The 17,386-nt window shown below is 67.8% G+C and carries 15 protein-coding genes; 9 read left to right on the forward strand and 6 right to left on the reverse strand.

Annotation, left to right across the window (positions count from 1 at the left end; all coding sequences use genetic code 11):
- Window positions 1-36 precede the first annotated feature (36 nt).
- Window positions 37-1,110, reverse strand: a complete 1,074-nt coding sequence (locus tag QJR12_RS01925) for a trypsin-like peptidase domain-containing protein (protein WP_300575539.1) — start codon at window positions 1,108-1,110, stop codon at window positions 37-39.
- Window positions 1,111-1,395: 285 nt separating this feature from the next.
- Here QJR12_RS01925 and QJR12_RS01930 point away from each other — a divergent pair, with 285 nt between their 5' ends.
- The 4 genes from QJR12_RS01930 to QJR12_RS01945 are packed head-to-tail and all read left to right on the forward strand — an operon-like array spanning window position 1,396 to window position 5,076.
- A complete protein-coding gene (locus QJR12_RS01930) occupies window positions 1,396-2,406 on the forward strand; it encodes a zinc ABC transporter substrate-binding protein (RefSeq protein WP_300575542.1) in 1,011 nt (336 codons plus the stop codon).
- A complete protein-coding gene (locus tag QJR12_RS01935; protein WP_300575544.1) occupies window positions 2,403-3,287 on the forward strand; it encodes a metal ABC transporter ATP-binding protein in 885 nt (294 codons plus the stop codon). Before QJR12_RS01930 ends, QJR12_RS01935 begins: the two co-directional genes overlap by 4 nt.
- Window positions 3,287-4,207: a metal ABC transporter permease gene (locus QJR12_RS01940; protein ID WP_300575546.1), complete on the forward strand. Its 921-nt coding sequence runs from the start codon at window positions 3,287-3,289 to the stop codon at window positions 4,205-4,207. The genes QJR12_RS01935 and QJR12_RS01940 overlap by 1 nt, the downstream gene beginning before the upstream one ends.
- Before the next feature lie 17 nt (window positions 4,208-4,224).
- Window positions 4,225-5,076 carry a metal ABC transporter permease gene (locus tag QJR12_RS01945; RefSeq protein WP_300575548.1) on the forward strand — a complete coding sequence of 284 codons (852 nt, stop codon included), beginning with the start codon at window positions 4,225-4,227 and terminating at the stop codon, window positions 5,074-5,076.
- 351 nt (window positions 5,077-5,427) lie between these two features.
- Here QJR12_RS01945 and QJR12_RS01950 read toward each other — a convergent pair whose 3' ends face one another.
- On the reverse strand, window positions 5,428-6,525 hold the full coding sequence (locus QJR12_RS01950; RefSeq protein WP_300575550.1) for an IS110 family transposase: 1,098 nt from the start codon (window positions 6,523-6,525) through the stop codon (window positions 5,428-5,430).
- A 95-nt stretch (window positions 6,526-6,620) separates the two neighbouring features.
- On the opposite strand from QJR12_RS01950, the gene QJR12_RS01955 reads away from it, so the two are divergent.
- Complete coding sequence (locus tag QJR12_RS01955; protein ID WP_300575552.1) at window positions 6,621-7,028, forward strand: TIGR03668 family PPOX class F420-dependent oxidoreductase; 408 nt, start codon at window positions 6,621-6,623, stop codon at window positions 7,026-7,028.
- On the opposite strand, the gene QJR12_RS01960 is transcribed toward QJR12_RS01955, so the two are convergent.
- Complete coding sequence (locus QJR12_RS01960) at window positions 7,025-7,873, reverse strand: slipin family protein (RefSeq protein ID WP_300575554.1); 849 nt, start codon at window positions 7,871-7,873, stop codon at window positions 7,025-7,027. The two genes, QJR12_RS01955 and QJR12_RS01960, sit on opposite strands and share 4 nt — an antisense overlap.
- A 392-nt stretch (window positions 7,874-8,265) precedes the next feature.
- Between QJR12_RS01960 and QJR12_RS01965 the strand changes: the two genes are divergently transcribed.
- From QJR12_RS01965 to QJR12_RS01975, 3 genes are all read left to right on the forward strand, one after another.
- A complete protein-coding gene (locus QJR12_RS01965) occupies window positions 8,266-10,413 on the forward strand; it encodes an elongation factor G-like protein EF-G2 (RefSeq protein ID WP_300575557.1) in 2,148 nt (715 codons plus the stop codon).
- 144 nt (window positions 10,414-10,557) lie between these two features.
- Window positions 10,558-11,058 (forward strand): DUF2231 domain-containing protein, encoded by a 501-nt coding sequence (locus QJR12_RS01970; protein ID WP_300575559.1) that lies wholly within the window; start codon window positions 10,558-10,560, stop codon window positions 11,056-11,058.
- Window positions 11,059-11,382: 324 nt separating this feature from the next.
- Window positions 11,383-11,778, forward strand: a complete 396-nt coding sequence (locus QJR12_RS01975) for a hypothetical protein (RefSeq protein WP_300575562.1) — start codon at window positions 11,383-11,385, stop codon at window positions 11,776-11,778.
- A 257-nt stretch (window positions 11,779-12,035) separates the two neighbouring features.
- Here the strand turns inward: QJR12_RS01975 and QJR12_RS01980 are convergent, their stop codons facing one another.
- The 3 genes from QJR12_RS01980 to QJR12_RS01990 all read right to left on the reverse strand — a co-directional run bounded on the left by QJR12_RS01980 (window position 12,036) and on the right by QJR12_RS01990 (window position 14,379).
- Entirely contained in the window at window positions 12,036-12,332 is a 297-nt protein-coding gene (locus QJR12_RS01980) for a hypothetical protein (RefSeq protein ID WP_300575565.1), read from the reverse strand.
- A gap of 159 nt (window positions 12,333-12,491) precedes the next feature.
- Window positions 12,492-13,892 (reverse strand): PPE domain-containing protein, encoded by a 1,401-nt coding sequence (locus QJR12_RS01985; RefSeq protein WP_300575568.1) that lies wholly within the window; start codon window positions 13,890-13,892, stop codon window positions 12,492-12,494.
- Window positions 13,893-14,112: 220 nt separating this feature from the next.
- Window positions 14,113-14,379 carry a hypothetical protein gene (locus QJR12_RS01990; protein WP_300575571.1) on the reverse strand — a complete coding sequence of 89 codons (267 nt, stop codon included), beginning with the start codon at window positions 14,377-14,379 and terminating at the stop codon, window positions 14,113-14,115.
- A gap of 263 nt (window positions 14,380-14,642) precedes the next feature.
- On the opposite strand from QJR12_RS01990, the gene QJR12_RS01995 reads away from it, so the two are divergent.
- Window positions 14,643-17,297: a heavy metal translocating P-type ATPase gene (locus QJR12_RS01995; protein ID WP_300575574.1), complete on the forward strand. Its 2,655-nt coding sequence runs from the start codon at window positions 14,643-14,645 to the stop codon at window positions 17,295-17,297.
- The last annotated feature ends 89 nt before the right edge of the window (window positions 17,298-17,386 follow it).

Here is a 17,386-nt window from a genome sequence, read left to right on the forward strand (position 1 = left end):
GGCGGTGCCAAACGAATTGGTGACGTCGGTCGGGTATCAGCCGGGCGGGCCAGCCGCCAGCGTCACGTTCGCGGTGTGCTCACCGGTCAGCGGACCGCGCCAACCCACGGAGACGGTGTCGCCGGGGTGATGCCGATCGAGAATGTTGGTCAGCTCGGTGGCGGAGTTAACGGGTTGGCCGTCGATCGAGGTGATCACGTCGTCGGCGGTGATGCCGACCTGCGCGGCGGGCGCATCCGGCAGCACCCGCACCACCTTGGCGCCGTTGTTGCCCTGACTACTGACCCCCACCCCGAGGAAGGCGGTGGGGCCGATGTGCACGGTGCCCGACGCGGCTCCCGACTGGATCTGCCCGGCGATGGCCCGAGCCCGATCGATCGGGATCGCGAAGCCTTGCCCGCCGTGGGAGAAAAACTTGAAGTTGCCGGAGGCGGCGGTGTTCATCCCGATGACCTGTCCGGCGCTGTTGACCATGGGCCCCCCGGAGTCGCCGGGCCGGATCGGGGCGTTGGCCTGGATCATCCCGGTCAGCGTTTCCGAACTGCCGGTCAGCGAGTCGGCCGCCGAGATCGTCTGGTTCAGCGCCACGACGGTGCCCGGGACCGCGCTCGGTGTTCCGTTGGCGCCTTCGGCATTCCCCATCGCGACGATCGGGTCCCCGACGGCGACCGAAGACGAGTCACCCAGGTTGGCGGTGGGCAGGCCGCCGGCCCCGCGAAGCTGCAGCAGCGCGACGTCTTGGTTGCGGTCATAGCCGATCACGTCAACGTCATAGGTCTGGCCGTTGCCGATGTCGGTGGCCGTGATGCTCGTGGCGCCCTCGATCACGTGGTTGTTGGTCAGGACCTGCCCGTTGGGGGTGAGCACGATGCCGGTTCCGGCCCCCACCGCGCTTTGGTAGCCCATCTTGGTGTCGATATTGACCAGGGCCGGACCCACCTGCGCCACCATCGCTGCGGGGTCGAGCGGCGGCGCTTCGCTGAACAAATCCAGCGACAGTGTCGACGGCGAGGCATAGGCCGGTGCCGCGAGAAGACCCAGTGCCAGCACCGCCGTCAGACCCAGTACCCGCCACGACCGCCACCGTGCGCAGCGGTGCGATCCGCTCATCTGCTACCTCCTGCACAGCCTCGAAGGCCCGGCTCGATTGTCGAGTCCACCACACCGTAGACCAGACGTCAGAGCCCAGACTAATCGGCGAACCGCCGCGGCAAACAACTCCGGCCGGTGCCGATGCCGCTGCGGCGTGTCGGTCCGCCGCCTCGGGGGGTGCCGAGCCCTGTGGGTCGCGATCGAACCCGGCCGTCGCCGGGCCCGCACCGGTGAGACCCGCCGGCCACTCAAAGTTCATGGACGAGTCCATCGCCGTTCACCGCAAATGGTTATCGTTCCCGGGTGATATCGGCCCAGGTCGGCAAACTCGGCTACGCCGCCCGTGTCAAAGCTCTGCGCGCCGGGATGACGGCAACCGTCGGGCCGCGTGGCTTCGGCGTGACCGTGGGGGCGGCCCTCACCGCAACGGCGCTGTGCGTTGCCGGCTGCTCCAGTCCCGCAGGGCCGCCGAATCAGGCGTCGGGGGCGAAGATCGCCGCGGTGGGGGCGGAAAACGAGTACGCCAACGTGATCAGCCAGATCGGCGGCCAGTACGTGGCGGTAACGGCGATCATGAGCAATCCCAACACCGATCCGCACACTTTCGAAGCGGACCCCCAGGTCGCGCGGACGGTGAGCGCGGCCCGGCTGATCGTGCAGAACGGTCTGGGCTACGACGACTTCATGACCAAGATCGAACGGGATGCCGGTGGTGCCGGCCGGCAGGTGATCGACGTGCAGAAGCTGCTGGGCCTGCCGGACTCCACACCCAACCCGCACCTGTGGTATAAGCCATCGACCATGCCCGCGGTGGCGACGGCCGTCGCCCACGGCCTCGCCACCATCGACCCCGCGCACCGGGCGTACTTCGAGCGCAACGTCACCACCTTCGACGACTCGCTGCAGTCCTGGACCCGGGCGATCGCGCAGCTTAAGGCCGCCTACCCGGGCGCGGCCGTGGCGACGACCGAACCGGTGGCCGACTACCTGCTGCAAGCCGCGGGCATCAAGAATCTGACGCCGTGGGCGTTTCAGGCCGACATCATGAACGGCGTCGATCCCTCACCGCAGGATGTGGCCGTCGAGAAAGGCTTGTTCACCGGGCATAAGGCGCAGGCGTTCGTCTATAACCAACAGGTCACCGACTCGCTGACGCAGTCGCTGATCGCCCTGGCCAAGCAGAACAACGTCCCGATCGTCGGCGTCTATGAGACCATGCCCGCCGGATACGACTACCAGGCCTGGATGACCGCCGAGGTGTCCGCGCTGCGCAACGCCATCGGCCGGCACCAGTCCGCGCCAACCCTGCAATGAGCGTCGCCGACGGGACGAGCCGGGAACCCGGCGACGTGCCCGACGTCCTGGCCGTTGAGGGCGTCAGCGTCTCGCTGGGCGGACGCCTGATCCTCGACGAGGTGGGGTTTCGCCTCGCCGCGGGTGAGTTCACCGGTTTGATCGGAGCCAACGGCGCCGGCAAGACCACCATCCTGCGGGTCATCCTGGGTCTGCAGGCCGCATCCCGGGGACGGATCCTGATCCAGGGCCGCCCGCTGACCCGGCGCCACCGCTCGATCGGCTATGTGCCCCAAAAGCTGCTGATCGATCCCGACGCCCCGGTGCGCGCCCGTGACCTGGTCGCCCTCGGACTGGACGGGCAACGCCTGGGTTTTCGTCTCCCGTCCCGGCAGCGCCGCCGGCTCACCGACGAGATGCTGGAGGCGGTGGAGGCCACGCGTTTCGCCGACTCCCGGGTAGGCACCCTGTCCGGCGGCGAGCAGCAGCGGGTGCTCATCGCGCACGCGCTGATCAGCCGCCCCCGGCTGTTGCTTGCCGATGAGCCACTGGCGAACCTCGACATCCACAGCGGCCAGGAGATTGTGAACCTCCTGGCCCGGATCGCCGCCGAGCAGCGCGTCGCCGTGCTGCTCTCCGCGCATGACATGAACCCGCTGCTGCCGGTCATGGACCGGGTGGTGTATGTGGCCCGTGGGCGGGTGGCGAGTGGGACGTGCCGGGAGGTGGTGCGCAGCGAGGTGCTGAGCAGGCTGTACGGGCACCCGGTGCACGTCCTGCGGGTCGATGGGCGGATCCTGGTCGTGTCCGGCTCGCCTGTCGGCGCCGGGGCCGAGTCCCCGACCCCGGCGCCCGAACCGACCCGCCGCCACGATGTCTGCGAGCCCGCGGTGACGGTGTGATGGCGGCCGTTCTGCAGGCCCTCTTCGCACCCGGTTTCTTCCACAGCCAGCCGGTGCGCCAGGCGATCCTCATCGGCACCATCGTGCCGGTCGTCTCCGGTGCGGTGGGGGTGATCACGGTGGTGCGCGCCCAGTCGTTCGCCGGGCACGCCCTGGGGGCCCTGGGCACGCTCGGCGGCTCCGGCGCCTTCCTGCTCCACATCCCCCCGCTGTGGGGCTTTTTGGGCTGCGGGTTCCTCGTCGCCGGTGTCATCGAGATGGCGGGCACGCAGCGGCGAAGCGGGCGCGACGTGGCCACCGGGCTGGTGTTGAGCGCCGCGCTGGGTCTCTCGGCGCTCTTCCTCTACCTCATCACCGTGGCCGACACCACCACCGGCGTGACCATGACCATCCTGTTCGGGTCGCTGTTCGCGCTGAGCGGCGTCACCGCACCGGCGATGCTCCTGTTGGGCCTGCTCTGCCTGCTGGTTCTCGCGCTGCTCTACCGACCGCTGCTGCTCAGCTCGATCAGCCCCGAGCTGGCGGCCGCCCGGGGGATCGCGGGACGTCCACTCGGGCAGGCTTTCTTGATGCTGCTGGCTCTCTCGGCGGCGCTGTCCTCGGTGGCGGTGGGCACGATCCTGAGCACCGCGCTGCTGATCGGCCCGGCAGCGACCGCGCTGCGTTTGACCAGGAAACCCGCGACGGCGATGTTAGCGGCCGCGGCGGTCGGGGTGGCGTCGACCTGGGTCGGGGTTGTCCTCGCCTACGACAGTTTTACCTGGCCGCCCAACGGAAAGGGGTGGCCGGTGAGTTTCTTCGTGGTGGCCGTGGTCTGCACCGCCTACCTGCTCGCCGCGTTCGCCGGCCGCATCCGGGGGGGACGCGGCCGCGCCACGTTCACCGGCGTGCCGGCGACAGCGTCCGAATCGGCCGGCTAGCACCCGGCGGGGCTGACGTGTTCGCCGACTACATGCTCAACGCCTGGAAGGTAGCGACCATCGTGGCCGTCGTCGCGCCCGTGGTCGGCTTCTTCATCGTGTTGCGCGGCTCGGCGTTCGCCGCTCACGCGGTGCCGGAGGCCGCCTTCGCGGGCGCCGCCGGGGCGAGCCTGCTCGGCCTGAACACCGTCTTCGGGCTGGGGGTGTTCGCGCTGGTCGCCGCGCTCGCCATCGGTATGCTCGGCCGGCGCGGACGCCACGACGTGGTGATCGCCCTGGCCCTGGTGCTGATGCTCGGCCTCGGGTCGCTCTTCCTCAGTTGGAGCTCCGAGTACTCCCTGGAGGTCTACTCCCTGCTTTTCGGAGAGGTGCTCGGGGTGAGCAACACCGAGATCGGCATCACCGCGCTGCTCGGCGCGCTGTGCCTGCTCGCGGTGGCGGTGCTCTACCGCCCACTGCTCCTCAGCTCCCTTGTTCCCGAAATCGCCGCGGCGCGCGGGGTGCGCGGCCATCGGATGGACTTGGCTTTCCTCGTGCTCGTCGCGCTGGCCACCACCGTTGCCGTCCCGGTGACCGGGGCGCTGCTGATGGTCAGCCTCTCGGTCGGGCCGCCGGCCGCCGCGCGCTGTCTCACCGGCGAGCCGCTGCGGGCCATGGCCTGGTCCGTGGCCATCGCGGTCGCGACCGCGTGGTCGTCGATCGCCGCCGCATACCAAACAAACTGGCCGATCGGTTTTTTCGTCACCGCTTTCGCGTTCGGCGGTTATGTCCTGGCCCGCTTGGTGCGCGTTGGTCGCGGGCGCTACCACGCGGCACGTGCGCCGCTCGCGGACCGCGATCCCGGGATTGCGACGGCCCGGACCGCCTGAGGGCACACCGGTGCGGCCGCCATCGCTCCCGGTCGACACGCTTTGATATGTAATTCGTTTTGTCAACCAGGCAGGGGGAAGCAGGCGCCGCGGCCGTCGCCGGGCGCCTGCTTCCGGTTGACCGAATCGTCCCGGTTGGCGAGCGTGTCGAGGTTGTCGACGCGGGTGTCAAGTCTGATATTCGCGGGTTGGTTACCGCAGGACGGACTGTTCTGCTGGAGTGGATCGCGGATCTAGAGGTCGAGCGTCATCATGTTGTCAGGCAACAGGATTGCTCATAAAGCGTTCGCGGGTCACTCCCAGGCGCTGCCGCCACCAGGCTCGATTCGGGCAGTTGTGGAGGGCGCGGGTTTAGCTGTCGAGGACCGCCAGTGACCAGCACCAGCCCGCCAGTTCGCGGGCGATCGCGGTGTTGGCGACCACCGGGCGCTTGTTACGGGCATCGAAGCGACACCAGCGCTCGTGCAGGCGCCGGTTGGCCTGTTGGCCGCGCGCCCGTGCTGCCGGGCTGGCCGCGTCCCAGCGGCGCCGCATCACCATTCCGGGTCGGTAGGGCTGGCGGTGATGCCAGGCCGCCTCGATGAGCAGTCGGCGGGCGTGGCCGTTGCCGGTCTTGGTGATCGCCCCCTGCGAGCGGGAAGCCCCCGAGCTGTACTCGCATGGCACCAGACCCAGGTAGGCGCCGATCGAGCGGCCGGTCAACCGGTGCCAGTCGCCGATCTCGACGGCCAGCCCAAACGCCGTCAGCGTCGAGACCCCGCGCAGACAACCCAGCCGGGTCACCACCGGGGTGTAGGCGCTGTCGGCGGCCAACTTGGCGATCGCCTCGTCGAGGCGGTTACGGCGATCCACGGTGGCCAGCATCGTGTCCAGTGCCGTGTCGTAGGTGAGCTGCAACGCCGGTGCGTCAAACCGCTGCCGCTGCAGCCACAGTTCGTGCTTGCCGGTCCAAGTTCCTCCACCGGAATAGATAACCCCCTGCCGCAACAGCAGTTTCGACAATCGATGCCGGGCACTCATCAGATCCCCGCGGCAGTCCTCTCGTGCCCGCACCAGATCTCGGGCCGCCTCCTGCTCGGCGCTGGGAACCGTGACCTCCACAATCTGACCCAAATGCAGCAACCGGGCCAGATGCGCCGCATCACGGGCATCGGTCTTGACCCGATCCCCGGTCGGGCGTTGCAGCTTCGACGGAGCGGCCACCAGACACATCACCCCAGCCGCCACCAGAAAGCGCGCCAGACCGAACCCCGTCGGGCCAGCCTCATAGGCCACCGCGACCCGGCCCGGCAACGATCGCAACCACTCCAAAATCTCCTGATAATCCGGGGTCAACCGACGTTCGAATACCTCACCGGTATCTCCGTCCAACGCGCACCCAACCACCGACCGCGCATGCACATCCAAACCAACACTCGTACGCTGAACCTTCACTGGGGCCTCCCACATCTTGTGGCTCTACCGGCCAGGACCCGTTTCCTGTCGGCAACCCACGTTCACATGTGAGCGAGGCCCCAGCCCCCCATACCGTCTAAGCTGGCTCGGTGGTCGACTTCGACCCCAGGGCCAGCTTCGCCCGAGCCGCGGTGGCGCGACTGGCCACCGTCACACCCCAAGGCATGCCGCATCTGGTGCCGGTGGTGTTCGCGCTGCAGGACGATGTGGTCTACACCGCCGTCGATGCCAAACCGAAGACCACCCGCCGCCTGCGCCGGCTGACCAATCTTGAACGCAACCCGTGGGCCAGCATCCTGGTCGACCACTACGCCGACGATTGGGCACAGCTGTGGTGGGTCCGCGCCGACGGCCTGGCGACCATCCATCGCGCCGGACCGCCAATGCAGATCGGATTCCGGCTGCTGCGCACTAAATATCCTCAGTACCAAGCAATTTCGCTTGAGGGACCGGTGATCGCGGTTGCGGTGAAGCACTGGGCCAGCTGGCACGCCTAATCCGGGGATCTGCTTGGCGAACCCGCGCCGTTAGCCACCGCCACCGGTTCCGCCGGCCGGGTGGCTGCCTGCTCGGCTGCGCCGGGCCGCGACGGCGTTCCCCGCTCCAAGAACCTCAACAACTCAACCGGGAACGGCAATACCAGCGTGGAGTTCTTTTCGGCCGCAACCTCGACGACCGTTTCCAACAGCCGTAATTCCAGCGCGGCCGGGTGCTCGGCCATGACCTGCGCCGCTTCGGCCAGCTTGCGGGAGGCTTGCAGTTCGCCGTCCGCGGTGATCACCCGGGCGCGTCGCTCGCGTTCGGCCTCGGCCTGGCGTGACATCGAGCGCTTCATCGAGTCGGGCAGCACCACGTCCTTGATCTCCACCCGGTCGATGTGGATCCCCCAGCCCAGCGCCGGGCTGTCGATCATCAATTCCAAGCCCTGGTTGAGACCTTCACGGTTACACAGCAAGTCATCGAGGTTGCTCTTGCCGATGATCGACCGCAGCGAGGTCTGCGCGACCTGCCCGATCGCCGACATGTAGTCCTGCACATCGACGGCGGCCCGCACCGGATCCGAAACCTTGAAGTAGATGACGGCGTCCACGCGCACGGTGACATTGTCGCGGGTGATGCCGTCCTGGGCGGGCACCGGCATGGTGATGATCTGCATGTTCACCTTTTGCAGCCGGTCAGCCACCGGAATCAGCCAGGTCAACCCCGGGCCGCGAACCCGCGGCTGCACACGACCCAACCGGAACACCACGCCTCGCTCGAATTGCTTGACGACGCGAACAGACGCCGCCAGCCACAGCGCCCCGAGGCCGAACGCGGTGGCCAGCAGGTACCAGGTGATCATCGGTGTCTCCACTTCCGGGCGTCAGCTCCGGTGGCGGATTGGCGAGTGCGCCATCCTCGCGCCGCAACCCGGGCCCGAGTTCATGCCTTTGATTCTGGCACCGGCGGTCATGCGCCTTCAACAAGAATCCGCGGGCGGACAAGCGTCGCGGGTCCTTTGAGTCCGGCGGCGCCATCCGGCACCGCTGTCTGACAGCTGCCCTTCACGGCGCGCCGGCAGGCGTGCGGGGCCCACCCATCCGGCAACCCTGCGGCGAGCGTCGCTTGCCCCCGACTTGAACAGCATGTGCCCTTGTGCTGAACGGCGCTTAAGGGAATGGTGACTTATGGGGTCCGAGAGCCTTGGGCACGCCGGCAAGCGAAAACCATGCAGGGTAGAAGGAGAGGAACGCCATGGCAGACAAGACGACTAATTCCCAGGGCGGCAAAGCCGCTCCCGCCGCAAAGAGTCCGGCCGTTATTCGTAATGTGGCGTTGGTGGGGCCGTCGGCCGGCGGCAAGACCACCCTTGTCGAGGCCCTGCTGGTCGCAGCCGGCGTCTTGAGCCGGCCCGGCTCCATCGTCGACGGCACCACGGTCTGCGACTACGAAGAGGTGGAGATCCGCCAACAGCGGTCCGTGGGTTTGGCCGTGGCCTCGCTGGCGCACGATGGCGTCAAGGTCAACCTGATCGACACGCCCGGCTACGCCGACTTCGTGGGAGAGTTGCGCGCGGGGCTGCGCGCCGCAGACTGTGCTCTTTTCGTGATCGCGGCGAACGAGGGGGTCGACGAGCCCACCAAGTCCCTCTGGCAAGAGTGCAGCCAGGTCGGCATGCCGCGCGCCGTGGTGATCACCAAACTCGACCACCCCCGGGCGAACTACCAGAGCGCGCTCTCTGCCGCCCAGGAAGCGTTTGGCGACAAGGTGTTACCGCTCTATCTGCCCGCCGGTGACGGGCTGATAGGACTGTTGTCGCAGACCCACTACGAGTACGTCGGCGGCACGCGGACAGCGCACCCGCCGGACGCCTCATCCGCGGATCAGATCGAAGAGGCTCGCGGGACGTTGATCGAGGGGATCATCGAGGAGTCTGAAGACGAGTCCCTCATGGAGCGTTACCTGAATGGCGAAAAGATCGACGAGTCGGTGCTGATCAAGGATCTGGAGACGGCGGTTGCCCGCGGTTGCTTTTTCCCGGTGATCCCGGTGTGCAGCACCACCGGTGTCGGCACGCTGGAACTGCTGGAGATCGCCACCAGAGCATTCCCCCCTCCCCTGGAACATCCCCTGCCGGAGGTTTTTACGACCAATGGAGTGGCACGCACCCACCTTAAATGCGACGCGGACGCGCCGCTGCTTGCAGAGGTGGTGAAAACGACGTCAGACCCTTATGTCGGCAGAATCAGCCTGGTGCGGGTGTTCTCCGGGACCATCAGGCCCGACACCACGGTTCATGTGTCGGGTCATTTTTCGTCCTTTTTCGCGCCGTCGACGGGCGCCACCGGCACCCACGCCGACCACGACGAGGACGAGCGCATCGGTATCCTCACTTACCCGCTCGGCAAGCAGCAACGACCCGCCGCGGCCGTTGTGGCGGGCGACATTTGCGCAATCGGCCGGCTCAGCCGCGCGGAAACCGGGGACACGCTGTCCGACAAATCCGACCCCCTGGTGCTCAAACCGTGGACGATGCCGGAACCGTTGCTGCCGGTGGCGGTGCAGGCGCACGCAAAGGCCGACGAGGACAAGCTCGCGGTCGGGTTGGGACGGCTGGCCGCCGAAGACCCGACACTGCGGATCGAGCAGAACCAGGAGACCCACCAGGTGGTGCTCTGGTGCATGGGCGAGGCTCATGCCGGTGTGGTTCTCGACGCGCTGGCGAGCCGGTACGGCGTCACCGTGGACACGGTGGAGCTCCGGGTGCCACTTCGGGAAACCTTCGCCGGCAAAGCAAAAGGCCACGGCCGCCACATCAAGCAGTCCGGCGGTCATGGCCAGTACGGGGTCTGTGACATCGAGGTCGAGCCGCTACCGGAAGGCTCGGGATTCGAATTCGTCGACAAGGTGGTCGGTGGTGCGGTGCCGCGGCAGTTCATCCCCAGCGTGGAGAAGGGCGTTCGCGCGCAGATGGAAAAAGGGGTGCTCGCCGGTTACCCGGTGGTCGACATTCGAGTCACCCTGTTTGACGGCAAGGCCCATAGCGTGGACTCATCGGACTTCGCGTTTCAGATGGCCGGTGCGCTGGCACTGAAGGAGGCCGCGGCGGCCACCAAGGTGATCTTGCTCGAGCCGATCGACGAGATCGCGGTGTTGGTGCCCGACGACCTGGTCGGCGCGGTGATGAGCGACCTGTCGGGCCGCCGCGGGCGGGTTCTCGGGACCGACACCGCCGGGCACGAGCGCACGGTGGTCAAAGCCGAGGTGCCGCAGATTGAACTCACCCGTTACGCGATCGACCTGCGATCGCTGTCGCACGGCGCGGCATCGTTTACCCGATCGTTTGTCCGCTACGAGCCCATGCCGGAGTCCGCTGCCGCCCGGGTGATGTCCACGGCGTGAGGATCCGGGCAAGCTCGGTGAATTGGCGCCTGCCGGGCGGCCGTAAGGCCGAAAGTTACCGACCGCCACACATCAGGGGCATTCGTCCGGCGCTGGGTGGATCTCGCCGCCCGGCGGTCGGCCCAAAGTGACCAGGGAGGATCCTTGTCCACACTGCATGGGCTTCCCGCCCATATTTTGCTGAACCACTTCATCATCGTTTTGGCCCCGCTCACCGCGGTGTTGCTGATCACCTGCGCGGTGTGGCCGGCGGCGCGCCGGCGACTGGTCTGGCCGGTGCTGGCCCTGGCTGTGGTCACCCTTGTCTTGACCCCGCTGACCACCAGTGCGGGCTGGTGGCTGCAGGAGCGGGTTCATCAGTCACCCGCCGTGGATACCCACACGGCACTCGGCAACACCATGATCTACTTCTCCACCATGTTGCTGGCCGCGGCCGTCCTCCTGGGCTTGGTTCACCGGTATCAGGAACGCGGGCGTGCGGTTAAACCCCTCGTGCAACTGCTGATTACCGTGTTGGTGCTCGCTGCCGCGGCAGCCGTGACGGTCCAGGTGTACCGCATCGGCGTGTCGGGCGCGAGGGCTGTTTGGGGAGGTCCATTGGCGTTTAGTGCCCCACGAAGTAACGGAATAGCTGGTGTGGCATAGATATTGCGGATATTGCGGTCGAAGCCGCTATCGACGTCGGGGCGATCCCGCTCGGTGCGGGTGAAACCAGCTCAGCGGGGAGGAAAACAACGCGGCGTTGGGAATCCGCTACGGCCGTGAGACATGCACCGCGCCGCACATTCGCCGCTTGCCTTTGGGTCAGTCTGGGGACCGACCGGAGCCGGTTTCCCATCTCGGATCGCTGGCTGCCGGTTGATGGAATCGCCGGTTTGTCTTCTGGTCGCCCGCGTGAGGAACAAGTCCCTGGATTATTAGGACCAAAGGCACTGTTCACAGCTTGACGGCGTAGACATTATCGACGCCATGACTGAGACACCCGAATCCCGCGCCGGAGCGACCCACGGGCCGCGCGCGGTTGAAGCGGTACGCCGTGAAGACCGGATCAGCCGGCTGAACCAGGCGCTGGCCTGGGTGGGCATCGTCGCCGGTGTCACCTTCGTTGTCGCGGTGATTTTCTTTTCCGGGTTCTACGTGTGCGCGTATTCGCATCGGGGCCCGGGTGGACCGGCGGACTATAGCCGCCAGATGCGGCCCGGCGGCATGATGGGTCCCGGTGGCATGGGACCCGGTGGCATGGGACCCGGCGGCATGATGGGGCCCGGCGGCATGATGGGTCCCGGCGGTGGCATGGGGCCCGGTGGCATGGGTCCCGGCCAGCATTCGCCGACACCGACAGCCCCGAGCGCGCCTCGCCCGTAGCCTCCCCCTCAAGCTCAAGGAAAAAGGAAAAAGGAAATTCGAGCCTCTGAAACGGCCGCCGGTGGCCAAGTGTGGTCAACTCCTGCGAGCCGGTGACAGGCCGGTGCGTGGGACGATCACATCCGTGCCCACGGGCGATGATCGGGCTGATGGTCCGCCGGCTGGAACCGGCGCCTGGGCGTCGGCCCCGGCAGAAAGCCTCAACCGCTGCCCGAGGCTTTCCCAACACGCTCTGAGTTCCGGTTCACCCTCGTCGATCACGGCATGTGGTGAGAACTCCAGGGAATACATCTGGGCGGTGTCGTCATGATCAATTTGGTCACCGGCGGACATTGGTAGTGGTGCTGCGGCAATCCATCCACGCAGAGGTAGTACGCATTCGCATCGTTGGGGTCCGCCACGTAATTGATCCCCGCGATGTCAGGGCAGGTGAAATCGGTGTCCTGGGGCATGCGCGGCGGCACGGCGCGTGCCGCGCCCGGACTCAGAATGGTCACCCACCCGAGGCAGACGGTGGCCCCGGCAGCGGCCACCCGGATAGCCTTGGCGAACATGAGCATTCCTCACTTTCTGTAGCGGGGTCGGGCAGCTTATTTGCACTCCACATGCGGGTGGGGTGTTTCGACGCGGGTCTTTCGGCCCGGCGCCATCGCCGAACGTGATCTGTGAGTCATCGACCCTGGGTCGGCCCGTGTGGAAATTAGCGGCCGAAATTAATGACCGAAAAGGCGTCGTTTCTCCTCGCTGAATTCCTCGTCGGTCAAAATCCCCGAGTCGCGGAGCGCGGCGAGTTCGCGCAGGAGTTCGACGCGTTCACGTACCTCGGCGGTGATTCCCCTCCCCGGAACGCCCGGCGACGTTTTGGGTGGCTGTGCGGGTTCATGGGTAGCCGCCGCCCCCGGCGACGCCGCGGGTTCGCCGGCCGGCCGAACACGCTCCCGCCGGCCCGGGCTGACCGTGCCGCCGATCGCGCGCCCGGCCATACTCGCCACCGCCAGCTCACCGAACAAGCTTCCCTGACTGTCCGCGAAGGCTTCCGGGGCCACGCTCAGGCCAGGGGTCGGCGACGCCACCGCGACGGGATGTACCGCCGGGATCGCCGTCGCCCAGCTCATCGGCACCGACAGCCCGCCGATCGAGGCCGCCTCCCCCATGCCCGCCGACACCGCCGAGCGCACCGCACCCAACTGGTCGAACCGGTCCATGATTCGGCCTTCCATGCCCGTAAGTTCGCTCAGCGTGCCCGTGATTAGCTCGTGCGTGCTGGTGATTTCTCCTTGTTCGGCCATAATTTTCGCGTCGGCGTCCGATGCGGACCCCCATGCGCCCGACGTCGCGCCCAGATCGGCCGCCGCCAGGCCCGCACCCGCATTGCCCGGAAAAGATGCCAAATCCAGGCTCTGCAGCAGCGCGGTGAGTCCCGACGCGGGCGGCGTGGCCGCCGGTGCCGCCTGCAACGGCGACGCGAGCCCCTGGAGCGCGGTGGGCACCGCGGACGGCAGGTGCGACAGCACCGTCTGCGTGGTGGTCGCGGCCGACCCGCCCCCGGCCCCGGCGACCGCGGCGGCTTGCCCGGAGACTCCGCCCGGATTGGCGATCGGGGCGGGCGGAGTGAACGGCGTCAGCGCGGTCGCGGACGCCGACGAGCCGGCGTAACCATACATGACCGCGACATCCTGCGCCCACATCTCGGCGTACTGCGCCTCGGTGGCCGCGATCGCCGGGGTGTTCTGCCCGAGGACGTTCGTCGCCACCAGCGCCATCAGCAGGCTGCGGTTGGCCGCGACCACCGATGGTGGCACCGTCGAAACGAACGCGGTCTCGTAGGCGGCCGCGGCCGCTTCGGCCTGGGCGGCGGCCTGCTCGGCCTGCGCGGCGGTAGCCGACAGCCACGCCGCGTAGCGGGCCGCCGCGGCGGTCATCGACGCCGAGGACGGGCCCAGCCAGGGCCCGGCGGTTAGCTCCGAGATCACCGAGTTATACAATGCCGCCGCCGAATACAGCTCGGTGGCCAGCGTGCCCCAGGCCGCCGCGGCGGTCAGCATCGGCCCCACCCCCGGTCCGGCATACATCCGCGCGGAGTTGACTTCCGGTGGTAATAACGCGTAATCCATTGCCGCACACCTTTCTAGCTGACAGTGATGGCATTGGCGGCCTCGGCGGCCGGATGTGAATCGGTACCGGCACCCAGGACAGTCACAAACAGTTCACGGTGCCCTTTGATGACCCTGATAGCTAACGAATATTGTTGGTAGGAAATATTTTCTGTTGTTCCAGGGGGAACTCGGCGGGATCCATCTGTCGCGGACGATAGCGACGATAGCTGTGCCCGCTTCAAATTGGTCCACCGTGGCGTTGCACAGGACAGCACCCGTAGGCGACGATGAACAAGCGTAATATCAAGGACAGCAATAATTTTATCACCTGACGCAGCGTCATGACACCGCTTATCACCTGACGCAGCGTCATGACACCGCGCTCTTCGTGTTCTTCGCGGCCGGCTTTCGCGATCCGTGCGCGGCACGGCACCGGTGGATGGGCAAGCGACGCCGCCGGGCGGTAGACCGACGTGTTCGCCAAGACGAGCCAGAGCGTGCCCATCGGGCATCAGCGTGCTAACCGGTTGACGACGCGGGGAAACGCGCGGCGAAAGCGAAAGACATGTCATCTCGGCACCCTCTCGCCTGCGTGTCCGGGAGACGGCCCGGGACCGTCGTGGCCCACTGGAGCTGCGGCAGCCCTTTTGTTCCGCATCCGGCAACCGGGTCGTTACCCCTGGGGGGTATATTATCGTGCGGCGGCTGGTTGTGTCCCGGGTTCGGGGCAACGAACACAGGACAACCACGACCCGCCCGGAGCGGGTGATGGATGACACGCTCTCCGCAGCGCGTTCCCCGAGCGCCCCGCACGGCCACGGCACCTGGCCGTGGGTAACGAATGAGGAGTTCGCGATGTCCGGCGTTGACGTTATCGTCCTGACGGGTGCGGCCCTGGCCATCGCCGTGCTGGCGTGGTTTTTCTTCGCCCCGCGCCGCGCCCGCGCCGCTGCGCTGACCGACGGGGTTCAGCACGTCCGAATAACCGTCCTGGGTGGCTATAGCCCCAACGTCGTCGAGGTCCGTCAGGGCATTCCGGTGGAGATCGAGTTCGACCGGCAAGAAAGCGGGGACTGCACGTCGCGGGTGGTCTTCCCCGACCTGCAGGTCGGGGCGGCACTGCCGGCACATCGGCGCACCCGGGTACGGTTCACCCCCCGGCGGGCCGGGTCATTCGACTTTGCCTGCGGGATGAACATGACCCACGGCACGCTCGTCGTCATCCCCGAGGCCACGGCCGCCTCGCCACCCGAACGTCAGCAGCGGGTCGGCCCCGGCGCGCGACCCACACCGGCGGACGGCGCTGCCGAGTCGAACGCCGCGGAGACCGAGGCCGCCGAGACCGCAGAACGGCGGGCCGAGATCACCGGCCTGACCCGCCGGGTGCTGATCGGCGCGCTGCTCACCGCGCCCGTGCTGTACGCGGTGATGGCTCAACCATTGCAACCGTCGGGCGCCCGGTGGGTGCCCACCGTGCTGCTCAACCACTGGCTGCAGCTGGCGCTGATCACACCGGTAATGTTCTACGTGGGTTGGCCAATCCATCGCAGTGGCTGGCTCGCGTTGGCCCATCGCAGCGCCGACATGAACAGCTTGATCACGCTCGGCACCTTCGCGGCCTACGGCTACAGCCTGCTGGTGACGCTCGCCTCCACGGCCCTGCCCACCGGGCTGCGCAGCGTGTATTTCGAGGCCGTCGGGGTGATCCTCACCCTGATCATGCTGGGCCGGCTGCTGGAAGCCCGCGCCAAGGCCGGCACCGGCGAAGCCATCCGCGCCCTGCTGGGCCTGGAGGCGCGCACCGCCCGCGTGGTGCGCGGGGGCGCCGAAACCGAACTCCCCGTCGAGGAGGTGGTGGTCGGCGACGAGATCCTCATCCGCCCCGGTGAGAAAATCCCGGTCGACGCCATCGTGTTGTCCGGCCAGTCCGCGGTGGAGGAGTCCATGGTGACCGGCGAACCGATGCCCGTCACCAAACACGTCGGTGACACCGTCATCGGCGCGACGGTCAACACCACCGGCTCGCTGCGGGTACGCGCGATCAAGGTGGGCGCGGACACCCTGCTCGCCCAGATCATTCGCATGGTCCAGCAGGCTCAGGCATCCCGGGCACCGATCCAGCGCCTGGCCGACGCGATCTCGGCCTATTTCGTGCCGGCGGTGATCGCCATCGCCGTCGCCGCTTTCGCGGTCTGGTTCGTCGCCGGCCCGGCACCCGCACTGACGCCGGCGCTGGTGTCGGCGGTGGCGGTGCTGATCATCGCCTGCCCGTGCGCGCTGGGCCTGGCCACCCCGTTGTCGGTCATGGTCGGCACCGGAAAGGGCGCGCGCGCAGGCATACTGATCCGCTCGGCGCAAGCTCTGGAAACCGCACACCGACTCGACACCATGGTGCTGGACAAGACCGGCACCATCACCGCCGGCAAACCTGTCCTCACCGCGGTGCACGCGAGCGGGACGCTGCCGGAGGGCGAGCTTCTTGCGCTGGCCGCCGGCGCCGAAGCCGGCAGCGAGCACCCGTTGGCCGCCGCCGTCGTCGCCGGGGCCCGCGGCCGCGGCCTAAGTGTTCCCGCGGCCAGCGCCTTCGACTCGATCACCGGCAAGGGAGTCCGGGCAACGGTCGCGGACCACAGCCTGCTGGTGGGCAACGCCGCCTTGTTGGCCGAAAACGGAATCGACACAAGCGGACTCGAGCGAATCGCTGTCGACCTCGCGGCCGTGGGCAACACCCCGATCCTGGTGGCCGCCGATGGGCAACCGGCCGGGGTGCTCGCCGTCGCCGACACCGTCAAGGAGGACTCGGCCGCGGCGGTCGCCGCCCTGCGCAAGCTGGGCCTGCGGGTCGTGATGATCACCGGGGACGACGCCGCCACCGCGAAGGCGATAGCCCGCCAGGTCGGCGTGGAGCGGGTGCTCGCCGAGGTCCTGCCTGAGCACAAAGCCGGCGAGATCCGCCGGCTGCAAGCCGAGGGACGCCGGGTCGGGATGGTGGGCGACGGCATCAACGACGCCCCTGCCCTCGCCCAAGCCGATGTCGGATTTGCCATCGGGACCGGCACCGACGTCGCCATCGAATCCGCCGACGTCACCCTGATCTCCGGGGCGCTGGCCGGCGTGGTCACCGCGATCCGGCTCTCCCGCGCTACCATGCGCAATATCCGGCAAAACCTGTTCTTCGCCCTGGTCTACAACGCCATCGGCATCCCCGTCGCGGCGGGCGCGCTGTACCCGCTGCTGGGGCTGCGGCTCTCACCGATGATCGCTGCCGCCGCGATGGCCCTATCCTCGCTGTCGGTGGTCGCCAACGCCAACCGCCTGCGCCGCTATCACGTCGAGCCGTTGCCCGCGGCCCAGCCGTCGATGATCGAACCGTTGGTGAAAACGGCTGCCGCCCAACATGAATCCGTGGCTCGTCGGGGATAAGGCGTGTCGGGCGCCCGCCGGTGATCGGTTATGACGAGCCGCCTCCGGCCCGGCACGCCTCGGTGCCCATCGCCGGGTGGGCTACGCCG

It is taken from the genome of Mycobacterium sp., from assembly GCF_029961025.1.
GTDB lineage: Bacteria > Actinomycetota > Actinomycetes > Mycobacteriales > Mycobacteriaceae > Mycobacterium.

Excerpts from the sequence above, each read along its gene's own strand:
- QJR12_RS01965 (WP_300575557.1), top strand. The coding sequence starts at position 8,266 with ATGGCAGACAAGACGACTAATTCCCAGGGCGGCAAAGCCGCTCCCGCC.
- QJR12_RS01935 (WP_300575544.1), top strand. The coding sequence starts at position 2,403 with ATGAGCGTCGCCGACGGGACGAGCCGGGAACCCGGCGACGTGCCCGAC.
- QJR12_RS01940 (WP_300575546.1), top strand. The coding sequence starts at position 3,287 with ATGGCGGCCGTTCTGCAGGCCCTCTTCGCACCCGGTTTCTTCCACAGC.
- QJR12_RS01990 (WP_300575571.1), bottom strand. The coding sequence starts at position 14,379 with ATGGGCACGCTCTGGCTCGTCTTGGCGAACACGTCGGTCTACCGCCCG.
- QJR12_RS01995 (WP_300575574.1), top strand. The coding sequence starts at position 14,643 with ATGGATGACACGCTCTCCGCAGCGCGTTCCCCGAGCGCCCCGCACGGC.
- QJR12_RS01950 (WP_300575550.1), bottom strand. The coding sequence starts at position 6,525 with ATGTGGGAGGCCCCAGTGAAGGTTCAGCGTACGAGTGTTGGTTTGGAT.
- QJR12_RS01985 (WP_300575568.1), bottom strand. The coding sequence starts at position 13,892 with ATGGATTACGCGTTATTACCACCGGAAGTCAACTCCGCGCGGATGTAT.
- QJR12_RS01960 (WP_300575554.1), bottom strand. The coding sequence starts at position 7,873 with ATGATCACCTGGTACCTGCTGGCCACCGCGTTCGGCCTCGGGGCGCTG.
- QJR12_RS01975 (WP_300575562.1), top strand. The coding sequence starts at position 11,383 with ATGACTGAGACACCCGAATCCCGCGCCGGAGCGACCCACGGGCCGCGC.
- QJR12_RS01925 (WP_300575539.1), bottom strand. The coding sequence starts at position 1,110 with ATGAGCGGATCGCACCGCTGCGCACGGTGGCGGTCGTGGCGGGTACTG.
- QJR12_RS01980 (WP_300575565.1), bottom strand. The coding sequence starts at position 12,332 with ATGTTCGCCAAGGCTATCCGGGTGGCCGCTGCCGGGGCCACCGTCTGC.